The sequence below is a fragment of the Bacillus sp. ISL-75 genome, assembly GCF_018613095.1.
Genome location: NZ_JAGGQX010000030.1, coordinates 59,322 through 76,729, shown reverse-complemented (window position 1 = coordinate 76,729; position 17,408 = coordinate 59,322). Strand labels below are relative to the sequence as shown.

Annotated in this window: 14 protein-coding genes and 1 tRNA gene; 4 read left to right on the top strand and 11 right to left on the bottom strand. The window is 38.5% G+C overall.

The window, feature by feature from the left end; translation table 11 throughout:
- Positions 1–16: 16 nt before the first annotated feature.
- From J7E63_RS14055 to J7E63_RS14045, 3 genes are all read left to right on the top strand, one after another.
- Complete coding sequence (locus J7E63_RS14055; RefSeq protein ID WP_308161958.1) at positions 17–1,096, top strand: GerAB/ArcD/ProY family transporter; 1,080 nt, start codon at positions 17–19, stop codon at positions 1,094–1,096.
- Positions 1,089–2,174 (top strand): Ger(x)C family spore germination protein, encoded by a 1,086-nt coding sequence (locus J7E63_RS14050; protein WP_215013274.1) that lies wholly within the window; start codon positions 1,089–1,091, stop codon positions 2,172–2,174. The genes J7E63_RS14055 and J7E63_RS14050 overlap by 8 nt, the downstream gene beginning before the upstream one ends.
- Positions 2,175–2,228: 54 nt before the next feature.
- Positions 2,229–2,314, top strand: a tRNA-OTHER gene (locus J7E63_RS14045).
- 64 nt (positions 2,315–2,378) lie between these two features.
- On the opposite strand, the gene J7E63_RS14040 is transcribed toward J7E63_RS14045, so the two are convergent.
- From J7E63_RS14040 to J7E63_RS13995, 10 genes are all read right to left on the bottom strand, one after another.
- The gene (locus tag J7E63_RS14040) at positions 2,379–3,752 is read right to left on the bottom strand and encodes a nucleoside recognition domain-containing protein (protein WP_215013272.1); all 1,374 of its coding nucleotides are present in this window, start codon (positions 3,750–3,752) and stop codon (positions 2,379–2,381) included.
- Positions 3,727–4,446, bottom strand: a complete 720-nt coding sequence (locus tag J7E63_RS14035; protein WP_215013270.1) for a FeoB small GTPase domain-containing protein — start codon at positions 4,444–4,446, stop codon at positions 3,727–3,729. Before J7E63_RS14035 ends, J7E63_RS14040 begins: the two co-directional genes overlap by 26 nt.
- A complete protein-coding gene (locus J7E63_RS14030) occupies positions 4,439–4,690 on the bottom strand; it encodes a FeoA family protein (RefSeq protein ID WP_215013263.1) in 252 nt (83 codons plus the stop codon). Before J7E63_RS14030 ends, J7E63_RS14035 begins: the two co-directional genes overlap by 8 nt.
- 173 nt (positions 4,691–4,863) lie before the next feature.
- The gene (locus J7E63_RS14025; RefSeq protein WP_215013262.1) at positions 4,864–7,170 is read right to left on the bottom strand and encodes an ATP-dependent DNA helicase; all 2,307 of its coding nucleotides are present in this window, start codon (positions 7,168–7,170) and stop codon (positions 4,864–4,866) included.
- Between the two features lie 163 nt (positions 7,171–7,333).
- Complete coding sequence (locus J7E63_RS14020; protein WP_215013260.1) at positions 7,334–8,575, bottom strand: glutamate-5-semialdehyde dehydrogenase; 1,242 nt, start codon at positions 8,573–8,575, stop codon at positions 7,334–7,336.
- Between the two features lie 6 nt (positions 8,576–8,581).
- The gene (gene proB, locus J7E63_RS14015; protein ID WP_088090457.1) at positions 8,582–9,694 is read right to left on the bottom strand and encodes a glutamate 5-kinase; all 1,113 of its coding nucleotides are present in this window, start codon (positions 9,692–9,694) and stop codon (positions 8,582–8,584) included.
- 348 nt (positions 9,695–10,042) lie between these two features.
- Positions 10,043–10,648 carry an alpha/beta hydrolase gene (locus tag J7E63_RS14010; RefSeq protein WP_215013252.1) on the bottom strand — a complete coding sequence of 202 codons (606 nt, stop codon included), beginning with the start codon at positions 10,646–10,648 and terminating at the stop codon, positions 10,043–10,045.
- 195 nt (positions 10,649–10,843) lie between these two features.
- Positions 10,844–11,692, bottom strand: a complete 849-nt coding sequence (locus J7E63_RS14005) for a DUF3307 domain-containing protein (RefSeq protein ID WP_215013250.1) — start codon at positions 11,690–11,692, stop codon at positions 10,844–10,846.
- A gap of 26 nt (positions 11,693–11,718) precedes the next feature.
- Positions 11,719–12,516, bottom strand: coding sequence for a hypothetical protein (locus J7E63_RS14000; RefSeq protein WP_215013248.1), 798 nt, complete (start codon positions 12,514–12,516; stop codon positions 11,719–11,721).
- 160 nt (positions 12,517–12,676) lie between these two features.
- Positions 12,677–14,920, bottom strand: coding sequence for an AAA domain-containing protein (locus J7E63_RS13995; protein ID WP_215013246.1), 2,244 nt, complete (start codon positions 14,918–14,920; stop codon positions 12,677–12,679).
- Positions 14,921–15,027: 107 nt separating this feature from the next.
- On the opposite strand from J7E63_RS13995, the gene J7E63_RS13990 reads away from it, so the two are divergent.
- Complete coding sequence (locus J7E63_RS13990) at positions 15,028–15,933, top strand: hypothetical protein (RefSeq protein ID WP_215013245.1); 906 nt, start codon at positions 15,028–15,030, stop codon at positions 15,931–15,933.
- 61 nt (positions 15,934–15,994) lie between these two features.
- Here the strand turns inward: J7E63_RS13990 and J7E63_RS13985 are convergent, their stop codons facing one another.
- Entirely contained in the window at positions 15,995–17,350 is a 1,356-nt protein-coding gene (locus tag J7E63_RS13985) for an aspartate aminotransferase family protein (protein WP_215013243.1), read from the bottom strand.
- Positions 17,351–17,408: the final 58 nt, after the last annotated feature.

Here is a 17,408-nt window from a genome sequence, read left to right as displayed (position 1 = left end):
GGGTATTCATTTGCAAGTGAATAAAAGGCATCAAGTTTCTCCCTATTTAGTTTTCTTTATTATTTACAATTCACAGGTTGGAGTTGGTATTTTAGGATTCCAAAGGACTATTGCTGCGAAAGCAGGTTATGATGCATGGATTGGTGTAATCGCGGCAGGGTGTTTCGTTCAAATGTTCATATGGATTATGTATAAGCTGCTTGAAAAAGCGGATGGTGATATTGTTGATGTCCATTCAAAGGTGTTTGGGAACATTCTCGGAAGTGTTTTGAGCTTTATCATTATGATTTATTATTGGCTGGCAAGCGTCTCAGTCTTACTGGGATTTATTGAGATTATTCAAGTATGGATGTTCCCTACCTTACCTTCATGGATCATTTGTTCATTAATCCTAGGATTAGTTTATTATTGTGTGTCCGGAGGATTTCGGATTGTAGTCGGTGTTTCTTTTTTATCATTTGTTTTTCCACAAATCACCCTAATCGTCCTTTATATTTTTCCATTGAAGGCTGCTCATTTTACCAATTTACTGCCAATCATGAAACATTCTTTTTTGGATATGCTGGATGCAGTCAAAAGTTCTATGTATACATTAGCTGGAACAGAAGCGTTACTCATGTTTTATCCATTTATTAGAGATGCTAAATCTTCAAAAAAATTCGCACACTTAGCTGTCCTGTTTACTACCCTACTTTATACGGTTTCTGCGATTGTTTCATTTACGTTTTATAGTGAAAGTCAGATAAAAGAAACAATTTGGCCAGAATTATCTTTAATAAAAATTATTCGGCTTTCTTATTTGGAGCGCTTTGAGTACTTATATATATCAATGTATCTCATCATTGTTTCAGCATTACTTGCCCTTCTATTATGGTGTTCTACCAGAGGTTTAAAGAGAATTTTTAAAAAGAAGCAAAAGAACTTTTTAATCATTTTAAGCCTACTTAGTGTGGTTATATCTCAATTAATAAACGAACAATTGAAAGAAGCACTGGATAAATACGTAACCCAAATGAATTTATTGTTCTTTTATGGCTACATCCCAATCCTCCTAATAATTTTCACAATACTAAGAAGGAGAAAACAAAATGGCTAATCGAACCTTAATAGGAATATGGGTTACTATTTTCTTATTATCCGGTTGTTCTATGATACCCACCAATATCGTCAATCAAATAAATATGACCCAGGGTGTAGGATATGATTGGGCCGGAAAGAAAATGATAAAAGGAACCATTACCTATCCAATTTATAAGAAGGATCAGCCCTCTACCACTGAAGTCAAAATAAGCTTAGGTGAAACGAGTAAAGAAATTCGGAGCAACATAAGTAATGAGTCACGGTATCCATTAGTCAGCGGTCAATTACGGGTTGCACTTTTTGGAAAATCACTAGCAAAAAAAGGGATTACAGATGTTGTTGACACCCTAAACCGTGACCCTTCCATAGGCAGTATTATTCAAATGGCTGTCGTCGATGGGGATGCCAGTGAACTACTTAAAATAGAGAAATTCAAAACAGAAAATGTTTCGTTGTTTGTACAAGAAATGCTGGATCAATCCATGAAATCAGATAATCTTCCTGAATCAAATTTACAAACATATTTATTTCAATTCAACCAAAATGGACAGGATCCCTACTTGCCATTAATCAAACAGGTAGAAGATAATATTAAAATTATTGGCATTGCGATATTAAAAGATGATCGATATGGCTTTCCTATTTTTATGGAGGATGCATTCACTTTTAAATGTTTAGTTGATAAATATAAGCAGGGCTTACAGCGTTTCACTTTAGAAAATGGTGAAATGGTCGTTCTAGATAATCTTCATTCAAAAGCACACTATCAAGTAAAAATAAAAAAAGGCCGACCGGAATTTACGATTAATCTTAAGATGAAAACAAGGCTTCAAGAATTCACATCTCCAAAGAAAAAAAGGGTAGCATTGGATAAAAAACATATCCAAAAGGAAATTGCCGAGCAATTAGAAGAAGATTCATTAAAACTCATCAAAAAGTTTAAAAAGCATGGCGTGGACCCTTTAGGTCTAGGTGCAAAATATAGAGAGCATGATCGCGATTTTAATGAAAAAAAATGGAAGAGATTCTATCCAACTGCAAAAGTTCATGTACATGTAAAGGTGAATATCAAGCAATCTGGGGTAGTCGATTAATTTATTAAAATGAACCGGATATTTTTAAAGAACATGGTCATCAAAATATAATCAGGGCTTGTAGCTCAATGGATAGAGCAACCTGAGGTCACAATCGTTGACTGCAGTGTTTCTTGTGGGTTCAACTCCCACCAAGCCCCTTTCCTCCTTAATCAAAAAAGGTAAGTCAGTTTAAATACTCACTTACCTTTTTTATTTTTTTAATTACACTAAGCCAAAATATCTAACTGTTTGTGTGATAATGAGTGGAACAAGAATCGCAATAACAGTTGGAATCAAGAAGGCAAGAAATGTCCATTTCTTACTTTTCGTTTCTTTATAAATATTAAGCAAAGTCGTGCCGCATGGATAATGTAGTAGCGAAAATAACATCATATTCAATGCTGTGAGCCACGTCCAACCGTGATCAAGAAAGATTTTCTTCAAATCTACCATACTATCAACTTCGGTTAAAGATCCTGTTGATAAATAACCCATCAATAGGATTGGAAGCACAATTTCGTTTGCTGGTAACCCTAAAATAAACGCCATCATGATGTAACCGTCAAGGCCAAGCATTTTTCCAAATGGGTCCAAAAACTCAACAGCATACATCAAAATGCTGGTATCACCAATGTAAATATTCGCAAACACCCAAGTTAAAATCGCTGCTGGAGCTGCCACTTTAACGGCACGCACTAACACAGACCAGGACTTTGTTAAAGATGAGCGTATCACGGTGTCAAATATCTTCGGTTTACGGTAAGGCGGTAGTTCTAATGTATAATGAGTAGGTACTCCTTTAAGTGCCGTTTTCGACAGAACCCAAGAAACAAAAAAGGTAACCACTATACCAAATAACACAATACCGACAACGACCCCTGTGGTAACAAGTGAAGCAACACCACCTGTAAAATTGGCAGCCATGAATAACGAAGCTAAAACAATTAAAGTTCCCCATCTCCCGTTACATGGAACAAAATTGTTTGTCAGGATAGCAAGCATCCGCTCTCTTGGTGATTCAATAATCCTCGTTGAAATAACTGCTGCCGCATTACAGCCAAATCCCATCGCCATTGTTAATGATTGCTTCCCATGTGCACCTACCCTTTTAAACAGCCGATCCATGTTAAAGGCTACCCTAGGAAGATAACCATAATTTTCTAATAATGAAAATGTTGGAAAAAAGATCGCCATCGGCGGGAGCATAACACTAATCACCCATGTTGTTCCTCGGTATAAACCGAGAACAAGGACACCGTGCAACCAATCTGGTGCATGGAGGAAGGTAAAAAATGATGTAATATACCCCTCTAAGAATCCAAAAAACTCAGCTAACATGGAGGATGGAATATTTGCTCCAGCGATTGTTAAATAAAAGAGAACTCCTAACATAGTAATCATGATGGGAAAACCAAAAATAGGTGATGTAAAAACCGCATCTAGTTTTTCGGTTCGAGTATCCCTTTTTGATTGTGTATAGGTAATTCCTTCATGACATAATTTATGACTGCGATCGTAGAGGTTTTGAACAATGTCATCTCTCAGCTTTGGTGTCGACAGCTCCTGAGCTTCAGCATAAAGCTTTTGAATACTCATTCTCTAAACCACCTCCTGCAACCAATCGGTTGCTAATTTCATTCAGTAATGTTTCGTCTCCATCTAGCAATCTCAAAGAAACCCAACGAGCGGATAATTGATCGCCAACAAATTCACGTACTTTAGGTTCAATTTTTTTAATCTTGGCTTCGATCTCAGCAGGATAGGACACTTGAACTGGGTTGCATTCAATCGCCCCTGTCACAATTCGATCAATGGTATCTAAGAGCATAGGGAATCCCTTTTTGTTCCTGGCAGAAATCTTGATAACAGGAACTCCCAACCGATTGGTCAACAATCGTTCATTAATTTGAATTCCTTGTTCTTCCGCAACATCAATTAAATTGATACAAATGACAACATTTGTTGTCATCTCTAATACCTGCAGCGCTAGATTAAAATTCCGCTCTAATGAAGTCGCATCAAGTACCACAACTGTCACATCTGGTTTTTCAAAAACGATATAATTTCGCGCTACTTCTTCATCCGTTGAATTCGAGAAAAGCGAGTAGGTGCCAGGAAGGTCAATAAGATTAAACGTTTTATCTTTATGCTGAACAGTCCCGTGTGCAAGTGAAACGGTTTTTCCTGCCCAATTCCCTGTATGTTGTCTGAGGCCGGTTAAGGCATTGAACAAGGTACTTTTCCCCGTATTCGGATTTCCAGCTAAGGCAATTCGATATTCATTACCCATTAGATACCAGCTCCCCTTCTATTTTTGAACTTTCCTCTCTTCTGAGGGCAATCGTTGTTTGACTGACACGAAATGCAATCGGATCTCCCAATGGACTTTTACGCATGACCTCAACTAATGCACCTGCCACAAATCCTAAGTCTAATAATCTTCTTCTCATCACACCGTCCAGATTTAAAGAAGTAATTTTAATTAAATTGCCTTTTTCACCATTTACCAGTTTGATAATTTTAGGGTTATCCATCTCTCTTTCCCCTCCTTCAAAGTTTTTACCTTGTGCAACTTTTTATTAATTATATGTATAATTTCCAAAATTGTCACCTATTTTGCAAAAATAAATATTATCTGCGTGTTGGAAACTAGGATTTTATCAAAAATTTAACTAAAAAAGCCCTTATGGATATTTTCCATAAGGGTTTATTTGCCTTTTAATAGAGATGTTTGTGGAGAACCAACTGTATACTGCTGCCATTCCAGCGGCATGAGCATTTGATACTGCCGCTCCAGGAATCGGTCATCAATCAATACGATGGTTCCGTGGTCCTCTTCCGAGCGAATCAACCTTCCCCCTGCTTGCAGCACTTTATTCATGCCAGGATATACATAGGCATAGTCATAACCGGTTTTGTTTTTCTTAATAAAATGATCCTTGATGAGGTTCCGCTCAAAACAAAGTTGCGGCAATCCTACACCTACAACGACAACCCCATTTAAACGATCCCCAATTAAATCGACACCCTCCGAAAAAATACCGCCGAGGACAGCGAAGCCCAGTAATGTTTCTGTTTGATTGGGTTTAAATGCCGCCAAGAAATCTTCCCTTTCAGTTTCGGTCATCCCTGATGCTTGGATGATCGTATTGGTTTCTTGGTCTTGTTGCTTAAACTGGTCATAAACAATAAGTAAATACTGATAGGATGGGAAAAAGATAAAGTAATTCCCAGGCCGGTTTTTAATCAAGGCTTGGATTGCAGATACAATTGAACGCTTTGTCTGTTCCCGGTCTCGGTAACGAGTAGATAATGGATTGATAAAGACGTCGACTTGATCACTTGAAAATGGTGAAGGGATGGATATTGCATAATCATCGTCCTGCCCACCAAGGATTTCTTGATAATAGGATAAAGGAGACAATGTGGCCGAAAAGAATAGTTTTGATCGATAGCCCTTCCCCATTTGTTTAAGAAGCTTTGAAGGATCAATGCAAAAAAGCTTCACGAGTAAATCGTTCTTAATTTTTTCGGCATAAACGACATAATGTTCATCAAGCAACTCGGTAATTTTTAAAAAATTATTTACCACAAAGTATGCTTCCAAAAGAGTTTGGGACGTTTCTGTTTGAAGAACCTGTTCTGCGCTTTCTACAAATTGAATCAGTTGTTCAATTAATTCTTCATCCAAATCATCAATAGTGAATTCATTTTTATCTAGATTTTCTTTTTTGAGGGAAATAAACCAAGCATTTAGCTTGGTTGCAGACTCATATATTGCTTTATTGACACCCTTAAAATCCTTTTTCAATTGGAGAAATAATTCTTTGTTTAAGGTTGCTGAAAACATCTCACGCCCCCGGTCCACCAGATTATGTGCCTCATCGACTAGGAGTGCGGTATGTTTTTTTTGCTCTTCAAACAGACGTTTTAGCGATACCCGCGGGTCGAAAATATAATTGTAGTCACAGATGATACAGTCCACTGTATAGGTAAGGTCAATCGAAAATTCAAATGGACAGACCCTATGTTTCCTTGCATATATTTCAATTACTTCACGGGTCATGCCGGTTTCATTTGTTAGGATATCATGAATCGCGTCATTGATCCGATCATAATAGCCATTTGCAAATTCACAATAATCCTTTTGGCAAATAGTTTCCTCTTTAAAACAAACCTTGTCCTTGGCCGTAATGGTCAGCGTGTTCATACAAAGACCTGAAGAGCGCATTTTTTTAAACGCCTCTTCGGCCGTTGTACGGGTAATCGTTTTAGCCGTAAGGTAGAAAACTCGATTCAGAAGCCCCTCCCCGATTGCCTTTACTGAAGGAAAGAGTGTCGATATCGTCTTGCCGATTCCTGTTGGCGCTTTAGCAAACAGATTTTTTTCATCTAAAATCGTCTTATAAACCACTCCAGCTAATTTCCGCTGTCCCTCGCGATAGGAATCAAATGGGAAGGCTAGCTCTTTACAGCTTCCATTTCGTTTTTCCCGATTCTCATGGAGCAGCTTAGCGTATGGTGCATAGTCTTCTATTACCTGACCAACAAATGCTTCTAGTTCTGAAATCTGACACTTCTTTTTAAAATATGTTTTCACTTCTGTTTCAACGTGGACATAGGTAAGTTGGACAAAGATTTCCTCTAGCGCCTTGTCCTTGGCATACATATAGGCATACATCTGTGCCTGTGCCCAGTGAACAGGATACCCTCCATTTTGTATCTGCTCTGACATCTGTGAAAATGATTTGATTTCGTCGATGATCACTTCATCCCCACGAAACAATAACCCATCACACCTGCCATCAATAAAGAAGGAAAGCTCATCAAATGGGATTTCCGCGTGGAGATACACTTCTTTTTGATCATCTTCTTGATACGTTTTTTGAATCTTTTGATGAATCCTTGTCCCATCTAGAAGCGTCGATTGAGAGTGGAAACGTGAATCAATACTGCCGCTCTTGAAAACATGTTCAACGAGCGTTCTTACCGATATATGAATAGCCTCTGACATTGGCCCACCAACTTACTAGAAAATTAATCATGAGAATATATGTTCGCCATTCAAAGTATACCATATTTTCATAACCATCTGACAGCATCGAACGAAAGACAAGTCAAATAAAAGAACAAGTAAGGACTAACCAGCCTCCTTACTTGTTCTTTTATTGAAATGATTATGACCGAATTTGTCCAGTACCACGGACAATCGCTTTTGTCGTTGTGAGTGCACGTAGCCCCATTGGTCCACGAGCATGAAGCTTTTGTGTGCTGATTCCAATTTCTGCACCATATCCAAACTGCTCACCATCGGTGAACCGAGTCGATGCATTATGGTATAACACCGCTGCATCAACTGCCTGAAAAAACAAACCAACATTTTCAGGATTTTCACTAATAATTGCCTCAGAATGTTTTGTTCCATATTGATCAATATGGTCAATTGCTTCCTTCACATTACTTACCAGTTTTACCGCCAAAATTGGTGCTAAAAATTCTGAGCACCAATCTTCTTCTGTTGCTTGTTTTACAAATGAATAGGCAGAAGTTAATTCTTCATCTCCACGCAACTCCACCCCATGGTCATGAAGCGAACTTAATAATTCAGATGCAAAAGGCCACTTTTTGTGAATAATTACAGTTTCGGCTGCATTACAAACAGATGGACGGTGCAATTTTGCATTAATTGCGATATCTATTGCCATCGTTTCATTTGCTGTTTCATCAATGAAAACATGACAGTTACCTACACCTGTCTCCAAAACTGGAACCGTAGCGTTTTGGATCACTGATTGAATTAACCCCGCTCCGCCGCGTGGTATGAGAACATCAAGGTATTGATTCAATTTAAACATTTCTGAAGCTGTTTCACGGCTCGTGTCCTCCAATAGTTGAACGGCATCGACGGGTATAGCCGTTTCTGCAAGTGCCTTGCGCATTACATGGACAAGTGCCTTATTGGAATGAATGGCGGAAGAGCTCCCTCTTAAAAGAACTGCATTTCCAGCTTTTAAGCAAAGACTTCCCGCATCAACGGTAACATTGGGTCGTGCTTCATACACCATTCCAACCACCCCGAGCGGGACACGGATCATTTCTATTTGTAAACCATTCGGACGGTCCCATGCTTCGATTATTTCACCAATTGGATCCTTCAAATCAATTAACTGACGAACTCCATCCACGATCTTCTCGATTCTTTCTTCTGTTAACATAAGTCGATCCAAAAGGGACGGTGAAAATCCATTTTCTTTTCCCGCTTCAATATCCTTGGCATTTTCAGTAATTAACCATTCTTTTTCAGTTAATAAATGGTCAGCCATCATCAATAACGCATTGTTTTTTTCTTCTGCTGACAGCATTCCCAATTGTTTAGCAGCTTTCTTTAATTTACTGGCTTTTTCTAACAACTCACTCATTCTGTTTCACTCCTTTGGCATTGTGACCCAATTGTCACGATGAATGACTTCTGCTTTTTTATTAATGGAATAATCCTTCGATTGTTCACTTGGCAAGCCTTTTACTTTTAGTAAATTCTTAGAAGAATAATAAATTTGTCCTTTCCCGACAATTTTGCCTTTTTGATTCTGGACAACGACTACATCTAAGGCGTTAAACTCACCAATGACATTCGTGACACCCACTGGAAGTAAACTTTTGCCCTGGAACACAACGGCCTTTTCCGCGCCATCATCAATTTCGATCACACCACCGACCTGAGAGTGGTAAGCAATCCATTGCTTTCTCATTTGCATTTGCGTCTGGAATGGTCCGCCGATATACGTCCCATCTCCTTTACCAGTTAAAATGTCAACCAGTTTTTCCTTTCCAGCACCAGTGCCGACGAAAACACTGACACCAAGGGAAAGAGCTTTTTTTGAAGCTAGTAATTTTGATTTCATTCCACCTGTTCCAACAGAAGAACCGCTTTCTCCGGCAACACCGAGGAGTTTTTCAGATATTTCAGGGATAAAATGATATTTTTTTGCCTCTTTCGATGATTTTGGATTGCCATCATATAAACCATTCACATCTGTTAAAATAATCAATGCATTCGCATGTAAAAACCCACTAACGAGCGCTGAGAGCATATCATTGTCACCAAAAGTCAATTCTTCAATCGCAACCGAATCATTTTCATTAATGATCGGTAAAACACCTTTTTGAAGTAACTCATGAATGGTATTAAAGAGGTTATGAAACCGAACCTGGCTGTAAAAATCTTCACGAGTTAATAGGATTTGGGCTGGCACTATCGCAAACTCTTTAAATAACTGTATATAATTCTGCATCAACAACCCTTGTCCCACAGCTGCGGCCGCTTGTTTCCCAGCAACTGTCTTTGGACGAGATGGATATCCAAGTGAGCCAAATCCTGCTGCAACTGCTCCGGATGAAATAAGGAGAACATCATGCCCTTGCTCTTTCAAAAAGGCAAGTGCCTCTACATGGTCTCGTATTTTCTCTTCAGAAATTGTTCCTGAGGCATTTGTGAGCGAGCTGCTCCCAATCTTTACAACCACCAGCTGTTTTTTCATAGCATTCCGAACCTTTCTTTTTGTAAAATAAAAAAACGACTCTTCTGTCCTAAAAAAAAGGACGGAAAGTCGTTTCCGCGGTACCACCTTTATTGATGCCATGCACCCACTTTGAACCCGTAACGAGGGTGACGGCTTATGTTTGCATAAGCAGCGTGTGAGGGCAGGTTCAGACTTTTTTCCGTGAGAAACCTTTCAGCCAACGGGTTTCACTCTCTATCACGTTCCAAAGATTTACTAATCCCAAACTGTTTTCGATTTATATTTCTTTGATTATCCTTAGAAATTGGATAAATGTCAATAGAATATTTTAAATTATTGAAAAAAGAGCTAAATAGATTAGTTCTGTTAAATGAGTTTTTTATACCATTGCGCTGCTGCCTCAATTTCATCAATGGTTAATTGATGTCCATTATGCTCCCAATGAAGATGGACCTTCGCCTGAGCCTGCTCCAACATCTTTTCGAGTTCACCTGATTCCAATGGTGAACAAATAGGATCATTTGTTCCAGCACCAATAAATACGGATGTTCCTGATAAATCAGGCAAAGAAATCCCTCTTAAAGGAACCATTGGATGATGGAGAATTGCTCCTTTTAAGGCATCTTGATAATGGAACAACAAACTGGCAGCAATATTTGCACCATTTGAATACCCAATCGCAAAGACATTGTTTCGATCAAATTCATATTTTTTAGCTGCATCTTCTAGAAATTCATATAATTCTTTTGTGCGAAAAATAAGATCCTCTTCATCAAAAATACCCTCCGCTAATCTTCGGAAAAAACGCGGCATCCCATTTTCAAGGACATTTCCACGCACACTTAGAAAAGAAGCCTCCTCATCGATTTTCCCTGCTAAAGGAATCAAATCTAATTCTGTTCCGCCTGTCCCATGCAGCAATAAAAAAGTTGGTTTGCTTGCGTCTTTCCCTTTTTGAAAAATATGTTTCATCGTCGTCCGTCCCCTTCCTCAATTAAAAAGTTTCCTTACAGTTATTGTTAGAAACTTGGTCATTTCCTAATCGTCCTAAAATGTTCATCACTTTTTAAAATATCTCGAATACGAGATAATAGTAATGCTAAATGATTTTTCCGTCAACTTTTTTGAATCCTTTCGATAAATAATAAAAAAGCACTCACTCGATGCTTACGTAATTACTACTTTTAACAAAATGCCAAGTGTGATTCCTAGAAACATCGAGGAAAGTGTTCCCAGCAGAAAATATTCTGCCCAGTCCCTGTCATCCATTTGTTTAAATCGGGCAATCGATTTGGCAGTGACAATAAATCCTATTGCTGGATAGGCACTATAAAACGTTAGCAATAAAACTAGTAATCTCTCAATATAGCCGATTAATTTGCCACGCGAAAGTTCATGCTTACTAAAAATAGTATAATTGTATACCTCGGTTAATCCGTTTTTACCCTTATGTACAAACTCTGCTTCATTTCGTTCATTTTTAAAACTATATTTCCCCTCAAAGGTTAAAAGCTGGTTGGGTAAGGTTCCTAGGAGAATTTTGATCATATGCCCGCTTACACTTGTTGCTAAGATGACAATGATGACTATAAATAGCACAGAATCAATAAAATTCAGGTCCGATTGCTTCTGAAAAAAACGTTCAATTTTAAAATCAAAACACAACTCACATACTAAAATAATTACTCCAAGATGCAGTAACTGATCTATAACGAAGAAACCTAACCGCTTCATGTTTTCTTCGTTATTTATTTTTATATTTTCAAGCAGCTTAATCTTTAATAAATCCACCAAAAGATGCGTCAGCACGATAATAATCAAGGGGATTAATAGGTTTGTAAGGACATTCTCAACATTGAACTGGAAAATCCAGAAACTGATTAGGACAAGTGCAGTCATTAAAAAATGGTGAACGATATGCTTTCGTAAATTCTTTCGTTTTTCAATGACCATGTCATCTGTTTGCAAATAAAAATCAGCAATTAAGTGTGCAATAACTAGACAGAAAAATAACATGGTTTCTCCTCTCTCTATGCTGGAATCTAAGAATCAATGAGTGTATTTATTCTTCCCTTCAAATCATTCTGGATGCTTTTGGTTAATTTTTCATTTATCTGTTGTGGATTGTTTGTACATTCAGGGTAGGCCTTTTCCTGTAATGAATGCAGTATACTAATAATTTTTGAAAAAGTATCTAGGATTTCTTCACTATTTCCCTTTTTAAAATGGCTCGATATTGTAGGAGCCGTTCTCCCTAGAAGCTTTCCAATCGCCTTTTGCTGATTTAAAATAAGGTAGAGCGAACATACGAGCTCCTGAATTTCCGTTTGACTCCTAATAAATTTTAGCTGCAAATTTAATAACGTATTCATCAGTGTCTCAAATTCAGTTCTGAACTGGTGATAGGGTAACGAGTAATTCATATCACTTGGGTAAAACTGGTCCAGTTCAAACTTAAATAGCGTTCTGTTCTTTTCTTGTTTTATTAAATCATTTGCATATCTTGCCTGTTTGACTAATGGATGGATCCATTTTTCAAGATCCACTTCCTTTAACTCTTTTTCAATATCACCAAAAGCCAAGCCAAAATAAGGCATATGATTCTTGTATCTCCATACCCTGCTTACAAAAAAAGCAATCGTATAAGCGGTTGAATAACCAGGTCCAACAAAAATAATTTCATCTCCAGCACGATGCTTTATTTGGGTAGGACCAATATTATTTGTCCAACAAGTGATCCGGTCGACTAACTCATCCAAAAATACAGTGAGTTCCTCCCCCATTTTTTCTGATGAGGAATTGCTTACATCCAGAATAAAAATAGATATAGGATAATTCATTTTTTATCCCCTTTAACCAAATTAATTAGATTATATAATCTAATTTTAATTAAATTAGGTTATTATGTCAAACTATAGACAAATTAGTTTATATAGTGAAATTAACATTCTGGTTATTTAAAAGTGGAGGGACTCCCCTCCACTCAAACTTATAATACAACTACTCCCGAGCCTGAAACTGTCCCATAAAATACTCACATACCTTCTCTGAATTGAGTCTGGCTGCAATATAAGGCGGTTGTACTCCTTTTGCCGCCTCCACCGGTAAACCTAACCACAAAAGCTGCTCATCAATCATGATAAATGGAAACGACAGGCTTTCGTGCTGCAATTGATTTGGTTGCAACTCCGTCCAAGGCTCTCCTGAATAGACAGTTAATTTTACAGAATGGCTCCTATTTTTCAGCTTATCCTTCCATTGTGCGGAAAGAAATGTTTGTTCTGGTAAAAAAATAATGATCGATGATCTAGCAGAATCAATGTCTCTGAATACTTTCTCTAACTTAAGTGCATGGATCCATTGCAATCTGGGGTGCTGATCCTTTATCCATTTTCCAATATCTTTTGTCCCGATAGTTTGCTGATTTCTTTCTTGATGTTCTACAAGCTGACGCATTGTTTTACGATTATAGACATGCTTCCGGATAAAGGATTGATTGCAGACATGAATGAACTTTCCCTTCGTTCTTGTGATCGCAACATTGATCAACCGTTCACTATCCTTGCCAGTTAGAAGCATACCAGCCCGTGTTTGTGGCTCACTGTCAACGGTGTCAAAAACCATGACATCACGCTCACTGCCTTGGAATCTGTGTACGGTCGCAGCAATAATATCGGCTGATAAGAGTTCTTGTTCATATAAATCAGCTAGAATCAGCTCCATTAAATTGGCTTGAGCGCGGTATGGTGTGACATAACCAATCGATCTTGACCCAGCCAGGTAGGATTCATGGATTAATTGAAAAGACAATAATACCTGCCACAAATTCAACCGTGAATTTGACCCCTTTTCAGTCATGCAATGTGCCCCAAGATGACTTGTATCAAGAAGTACCGCTGCCATTCCTGGAAAAGGCGCAAGGTCGGCTATTCTTTGTCTACTATTTAGAACACTTTCATGATCCCCCACAAGCGAATGATAAATGGACTGATTCGTAAACGCAGAAATATCCGGGTGCATTCTCCGTTGCTCTTTTAATAAAAATAAGTGCGGATGAAGCATCCCTTCCTTTACCCAATCGACAACGCCTGCCCGGTGGAAGATGTCCTCTTTTAGCCACATCGTGACTAACGGATCTCGAGAGGAGGCAATTGGTGGTAATTGTTTAAAATCGCCACAAATAATGACACGCTTTCCGAGTGAAGCAGCGAATGCCGCCTGAGGAACATAAGCCATGCTTGCCTCATCAAGGATTACAATCTCAAATTCTTTTTCATAGATTGCTGCATCAACCGCTGCCTTAGCCAATGTTGTCCCGACAATAAACGCATCCTTGATAAATTCAAGTTCCTTATGGCGAATCTTTTCGAGGACCCTGGCAATCTTGTTCTCAAGCTCTAGCAATTGATTTGTGTCCCTTTTGCTAAAAGAACGGGCGATATCCTGTTTTAATTTCCGCCTTTCCTCTATTAATGTTTCTTTATCTTCCGCAAGCTGAGGATCCTCTTTCAGAAGGAGTTGACTTGTTGTAACCGCTTCATGATTGGCGAGTTGCTCTCCAGTATTGAAGCCATAGCGGAGAACATCCCCTTCACGGAACCGGTCTTTCTTTTTAATAAAGGTCGATATCTCATTAATTAAAACATCCACCGCTTGGTTGCTGTGTGATAAAATCAACACTTTTTTTTTCTGAAAATACTTATTAGCAGCTACCCGAGCCAAGGTGTAGGTTTTGCCTGTTCCAGGTGGGCCCCATACGAAGGTAACTGGGTTGTATTTGGAACGTAAAACTAACTCATGAACATTGCTTTTACTTTTTTCAACCGGATGCTTAGCAGGCATCGAAGGGTCCATCAACCGTTTCACTCTGATTCGTTTTTGCTTATTTTTTTTCATCTCATCGAGACGTTCAATGAGCTGGTCTAGCAGCTCCCAAGGATCGTGAAAAAGCTGCGCTTCAGGGATTAAATCTCCGAAAGATTGCTCCAAGGAGAGCATCACGCCTTTACCTTCTGAAGAAAGGACTCGTCCACTCAGTTTCATGCTTCCCCATTCAAGTCGAACCTGAGACCCAATCGGTATACGGATAGAAATAGCGGTATCAAAGTAGTATGTATAGGAACCTTCCGTTGAAAGCAACCTGCCATTTGAAACTTGAAATTTATTACTGCCAAATTTTTTTAAATGGAATATTTCATTTTGAAGTGCCTGCTGCCACTCTTTAATAAAATTTATCACTTTCATAAAAATAATCCCTTCTATATGCATATTCCCTACATATCTTAAATAAAAAAGACCATTGCGCTGCTTCCGAATATTATACATTAAATATATATGGAGGGATATTTCTTATGAGTAATTTTGATTTTCTACAAATAAGCCGGAATTTTAAGAGTTATTATCAAACCCTACGGGATGTCCATTATTATCTAACGAATGATTCTGATTTAAGTGAGGAGGAATTGCAAGCCGTTTCTAAGGTATTGAGTAAATTAATTTATGGATTTATTCGTATTAAAGGAACATCTTTTAGAGAAATGGACCGCGAACAGTTCGAACAAGAATTTAATCTTTTTCATCAGGATTTTCTAAAAGTCATCCAAACTAGCGGTGAAAATAATGTGGACTTTGATCAATTCACTGCTCTAATTGATGAAATAATTGGAATCGCTGTTATGAGGACAAATGCACTTGGAAAAATTATAAAAGTAAAACAACAACCTTTAATCGAAGATGACGAAATGATTGAAGTAACTGAGGATGAAGCGGAATTAAGTAATGAAAATGAGGACAATGTTGCCGATGAAGAAGTGGTGGTTGAGGTGATCGAAGTAATGGATGAAATTAAAGAGGAAGTACCTGAAGTTAGAACTCATAGTTCTGAATTAAAAACTTTTAATACTGAATTAAAAGCTTTTAATACTGAATTTAAAAGTTTTAGTCCTGATGTCGAAACACTAAGGACTGAGGTTGAAACTCTAAGTACTGAGGTTAAAACTTTTAGTACTAATCTAGAAAATTTGAGTACTGACGTTGAAGGTGTCCAAGATAAAACTGGAAATGCTAAGAACAAAAAGCCGCAACAGGATATTGAAGTGGTAGTAGCTGATGTAGTTAAGGAGGTTAAAGTGGCGCCTGTGATGCCTAAAAAAGTGAAAAATAATTTTGTGGATGCTGCCCCAGTTGTTAATACCTTTACCGATTATGAAAGTAGTGACGATTTCCGGTTTCGACCTAGAAGGAGAAAAAATAGATAACCTCTGAAAAAAAGAACCCATGAAATTTACATTTGTAAATACATGGGTTCTTTTTTTATTTTTATCTAATTTTCTGAAGTGACTCAGTAAGTGTTTTGATCAGGAAGGTTAAATCTACCTGCTTAATCGTTAATGGCGGTGCCAATGTTAATACATTGTTATATCCTGCTACTGTTGCGCCATTTTTTCCGATGATAATTCCTTCCTGCTTACAATTGGCGATAACCTGATTGACAAGGTCATTCTCCATTGGTTCCTTGGTCCGCTTATCCTTTACTAATTCAATTCCGATCAATAACCCTTTTCCACGGACATCGCCAACATGGGGATGGTCTTGCAAAAGATTCTTCAATTCATTTAAGAGCTGCTCCCCTAAATCACGGGAACGATCAAATAATTTTTCATTTTCCATAATTTCAAGGTTTTTTAAGGCGAGTGCACAAGCAGCTGGATTTCCTCCAAACGTATTGACATGGCGGAAGTAATCATACTCCTCTGTGCCTTTAAATGCTTCGTAAATGTCCTTACGTACAGCTGTAGCGGAAAGGGGAAGATACGCACTGGTAATCCCTTTTGCCATCGTTATGATGTCTGGCTTCACACCATAGTTCATAAACCCGAATGGCTTTCCTGTACGGCCGAAGCCACAAATGACTTCATCGACAATGAGCAGTGCCCCGTGTTTTTCACATACCTCTTTTGCCGCTTTCATATAGCCATCGGGCGGAATGAGGACACCACCTCCGGTAATAATCGGTTCCATAATCATTGCTGCGATTGTTTCACTCAACTCCCATGTCATGGTCCGGTCAACTTCTTTGACGGAAGACAATTCCTTCGGATCTCCAACATTCGTATCATCTCGGTAGGAATCCGGTGGTGAGACATGAATAAAACCTGGTGCAAGCGGTTCGTACTTGTATTTTCTTTGCGCTTGCCCGGTGGCAGCCAAGGCCCCCATAGAATTCCCGTGATACGCTCGATAGCGGGAGACAATTTTGTAACGATTATGTTCACCCTTTTGCTGATGATACTGTCTTACTATTTTAAAGGCTGTTTCGTTTGCCTCAGAGCCGCTGTTTGAGAAAAAGATGACATATTCATCACCTAACATCTGGTTCAGCTTTTCTGCTAGTTTAATTGCTGGAACATGGCTTTGTGAAAGTGGAAAATAGGCCATTTCCTTCAGTTGTTCATAGGCCGCTTCGGCAAGCTCGGTCCTGCCATAACCGACATTCACACACCAAAGACCTGCCATTGCGTCTAAGTAACGTTTCCCGTCGGCATCAGTCACCCATGACCCTTCAGCCTTTGCTGCAACGATTGTGGCTTTAGGGTTATAAGGCTTCATTGAATGCCATACATATTTATCATCCTGTTCCAATAAAGTTTCCTGAGGACGACTTGTTTGAACCATCGTGCTTCCCTCCATTTCAAAATATTGGTGCCTGACACCAAAAGTAATATTGCTACTA

Excerpts from the sequence above, each read along its gene's own strand:
- J7E63_RS14050 (WP_215013274.1), top strand. The coding sequence starts at position 1,089 with ATGGCTAATCGAACCTTAATAGGAATATGGGTTACTATTTTCTTATTA.
- J7E63_RS14040 (WP_215013272.1), bottom strand. The coding sequence starts at position 3,752 with ATGAGTATTCAAAAGCTTTATGCTGAAGCTCAGGAGCTGTCGACACCA.
- J7E63_RS14035 (WP_215013270.1), bottom strand. The coding sequence starts at position 4,446 with ATGGGTAATGAATATCGAATTGCCTTAGCTGGAAATCCGAATACGGGG.
- J7E63_RS14030 (WP_215013263.1), bottom strand. The coding sequence starts at position 4,690 with ATGGATAACCCTAAAATTATCAAACTGGTAAATGGTGAAAAAGGCAAT.
- J7E63_RS14025 (WP_215013262.1), bottom strand. The coding sequence starts at position 7,170 with ATGTCAGAGGCTATTCATATATCGGTAAGAACGCTCGTTGAACATGTT.
- J7E63_RS14020 (WP_215013260.1), bottom strand. The coding sequence starts at position 8,575 with ATGAGTGAGTTGTTAGAAAAAGCCAGTAAATTAAAGAAAGCTGCTAAA.
- proB (WP_088090457.1), bottom strand. The coding sequence starts at position 9,694 with ATGAAAAAACAGCTGGTGGTTGTAAAGATTGGGAGCAGCTCGCTCACA.
- J7E63_RS14010 (WP_215013252.1), bottom strand. The coding sequence starts at position 10,648 with ATGAAACATATTTTTCAAAAAGGGAAAGACGCAAGCAAACCAACTTTT.
- J7E63_RS14005 (WP_215013250.1), bottom strand. The coding sequence starts at position 11,692 with ATGTTATTTTTCTGTCTAGTTATTGCACACTTAATTGCTGATTTTTAT.
- J7E63_RS14000 (WP_215013248.1), bottom strand. The coding sequence starts at position 12,516 with ATGAATTATCCTATATCTATTTTTATTCTGGATGTAAGCAATTCCTCA.
- J7E63_RS13995 (WP_215013246.1), bottom strand. The coding sequence starts at position 14,920 with ATGAAAGTGATAAATTTTATTAAAGAGTGGCAGCAGGCACTTCAAAAT.
- J7E63_RS13990 (WP_215013245.1), top strand. The coding sequence starts at position 15,028 with ATGAGTAATTTTGATTTTCTACAAATAAGCCGGAATTTTAAGAGTTAT.
- J7E63_RS13985 (WP_215013243.1), bottom strand. The coding sequence starts at position 17,350 with ATGGTTCAAACAAGTCGTCCTCAGGAAACTTTATTGGAACAGGATGAT.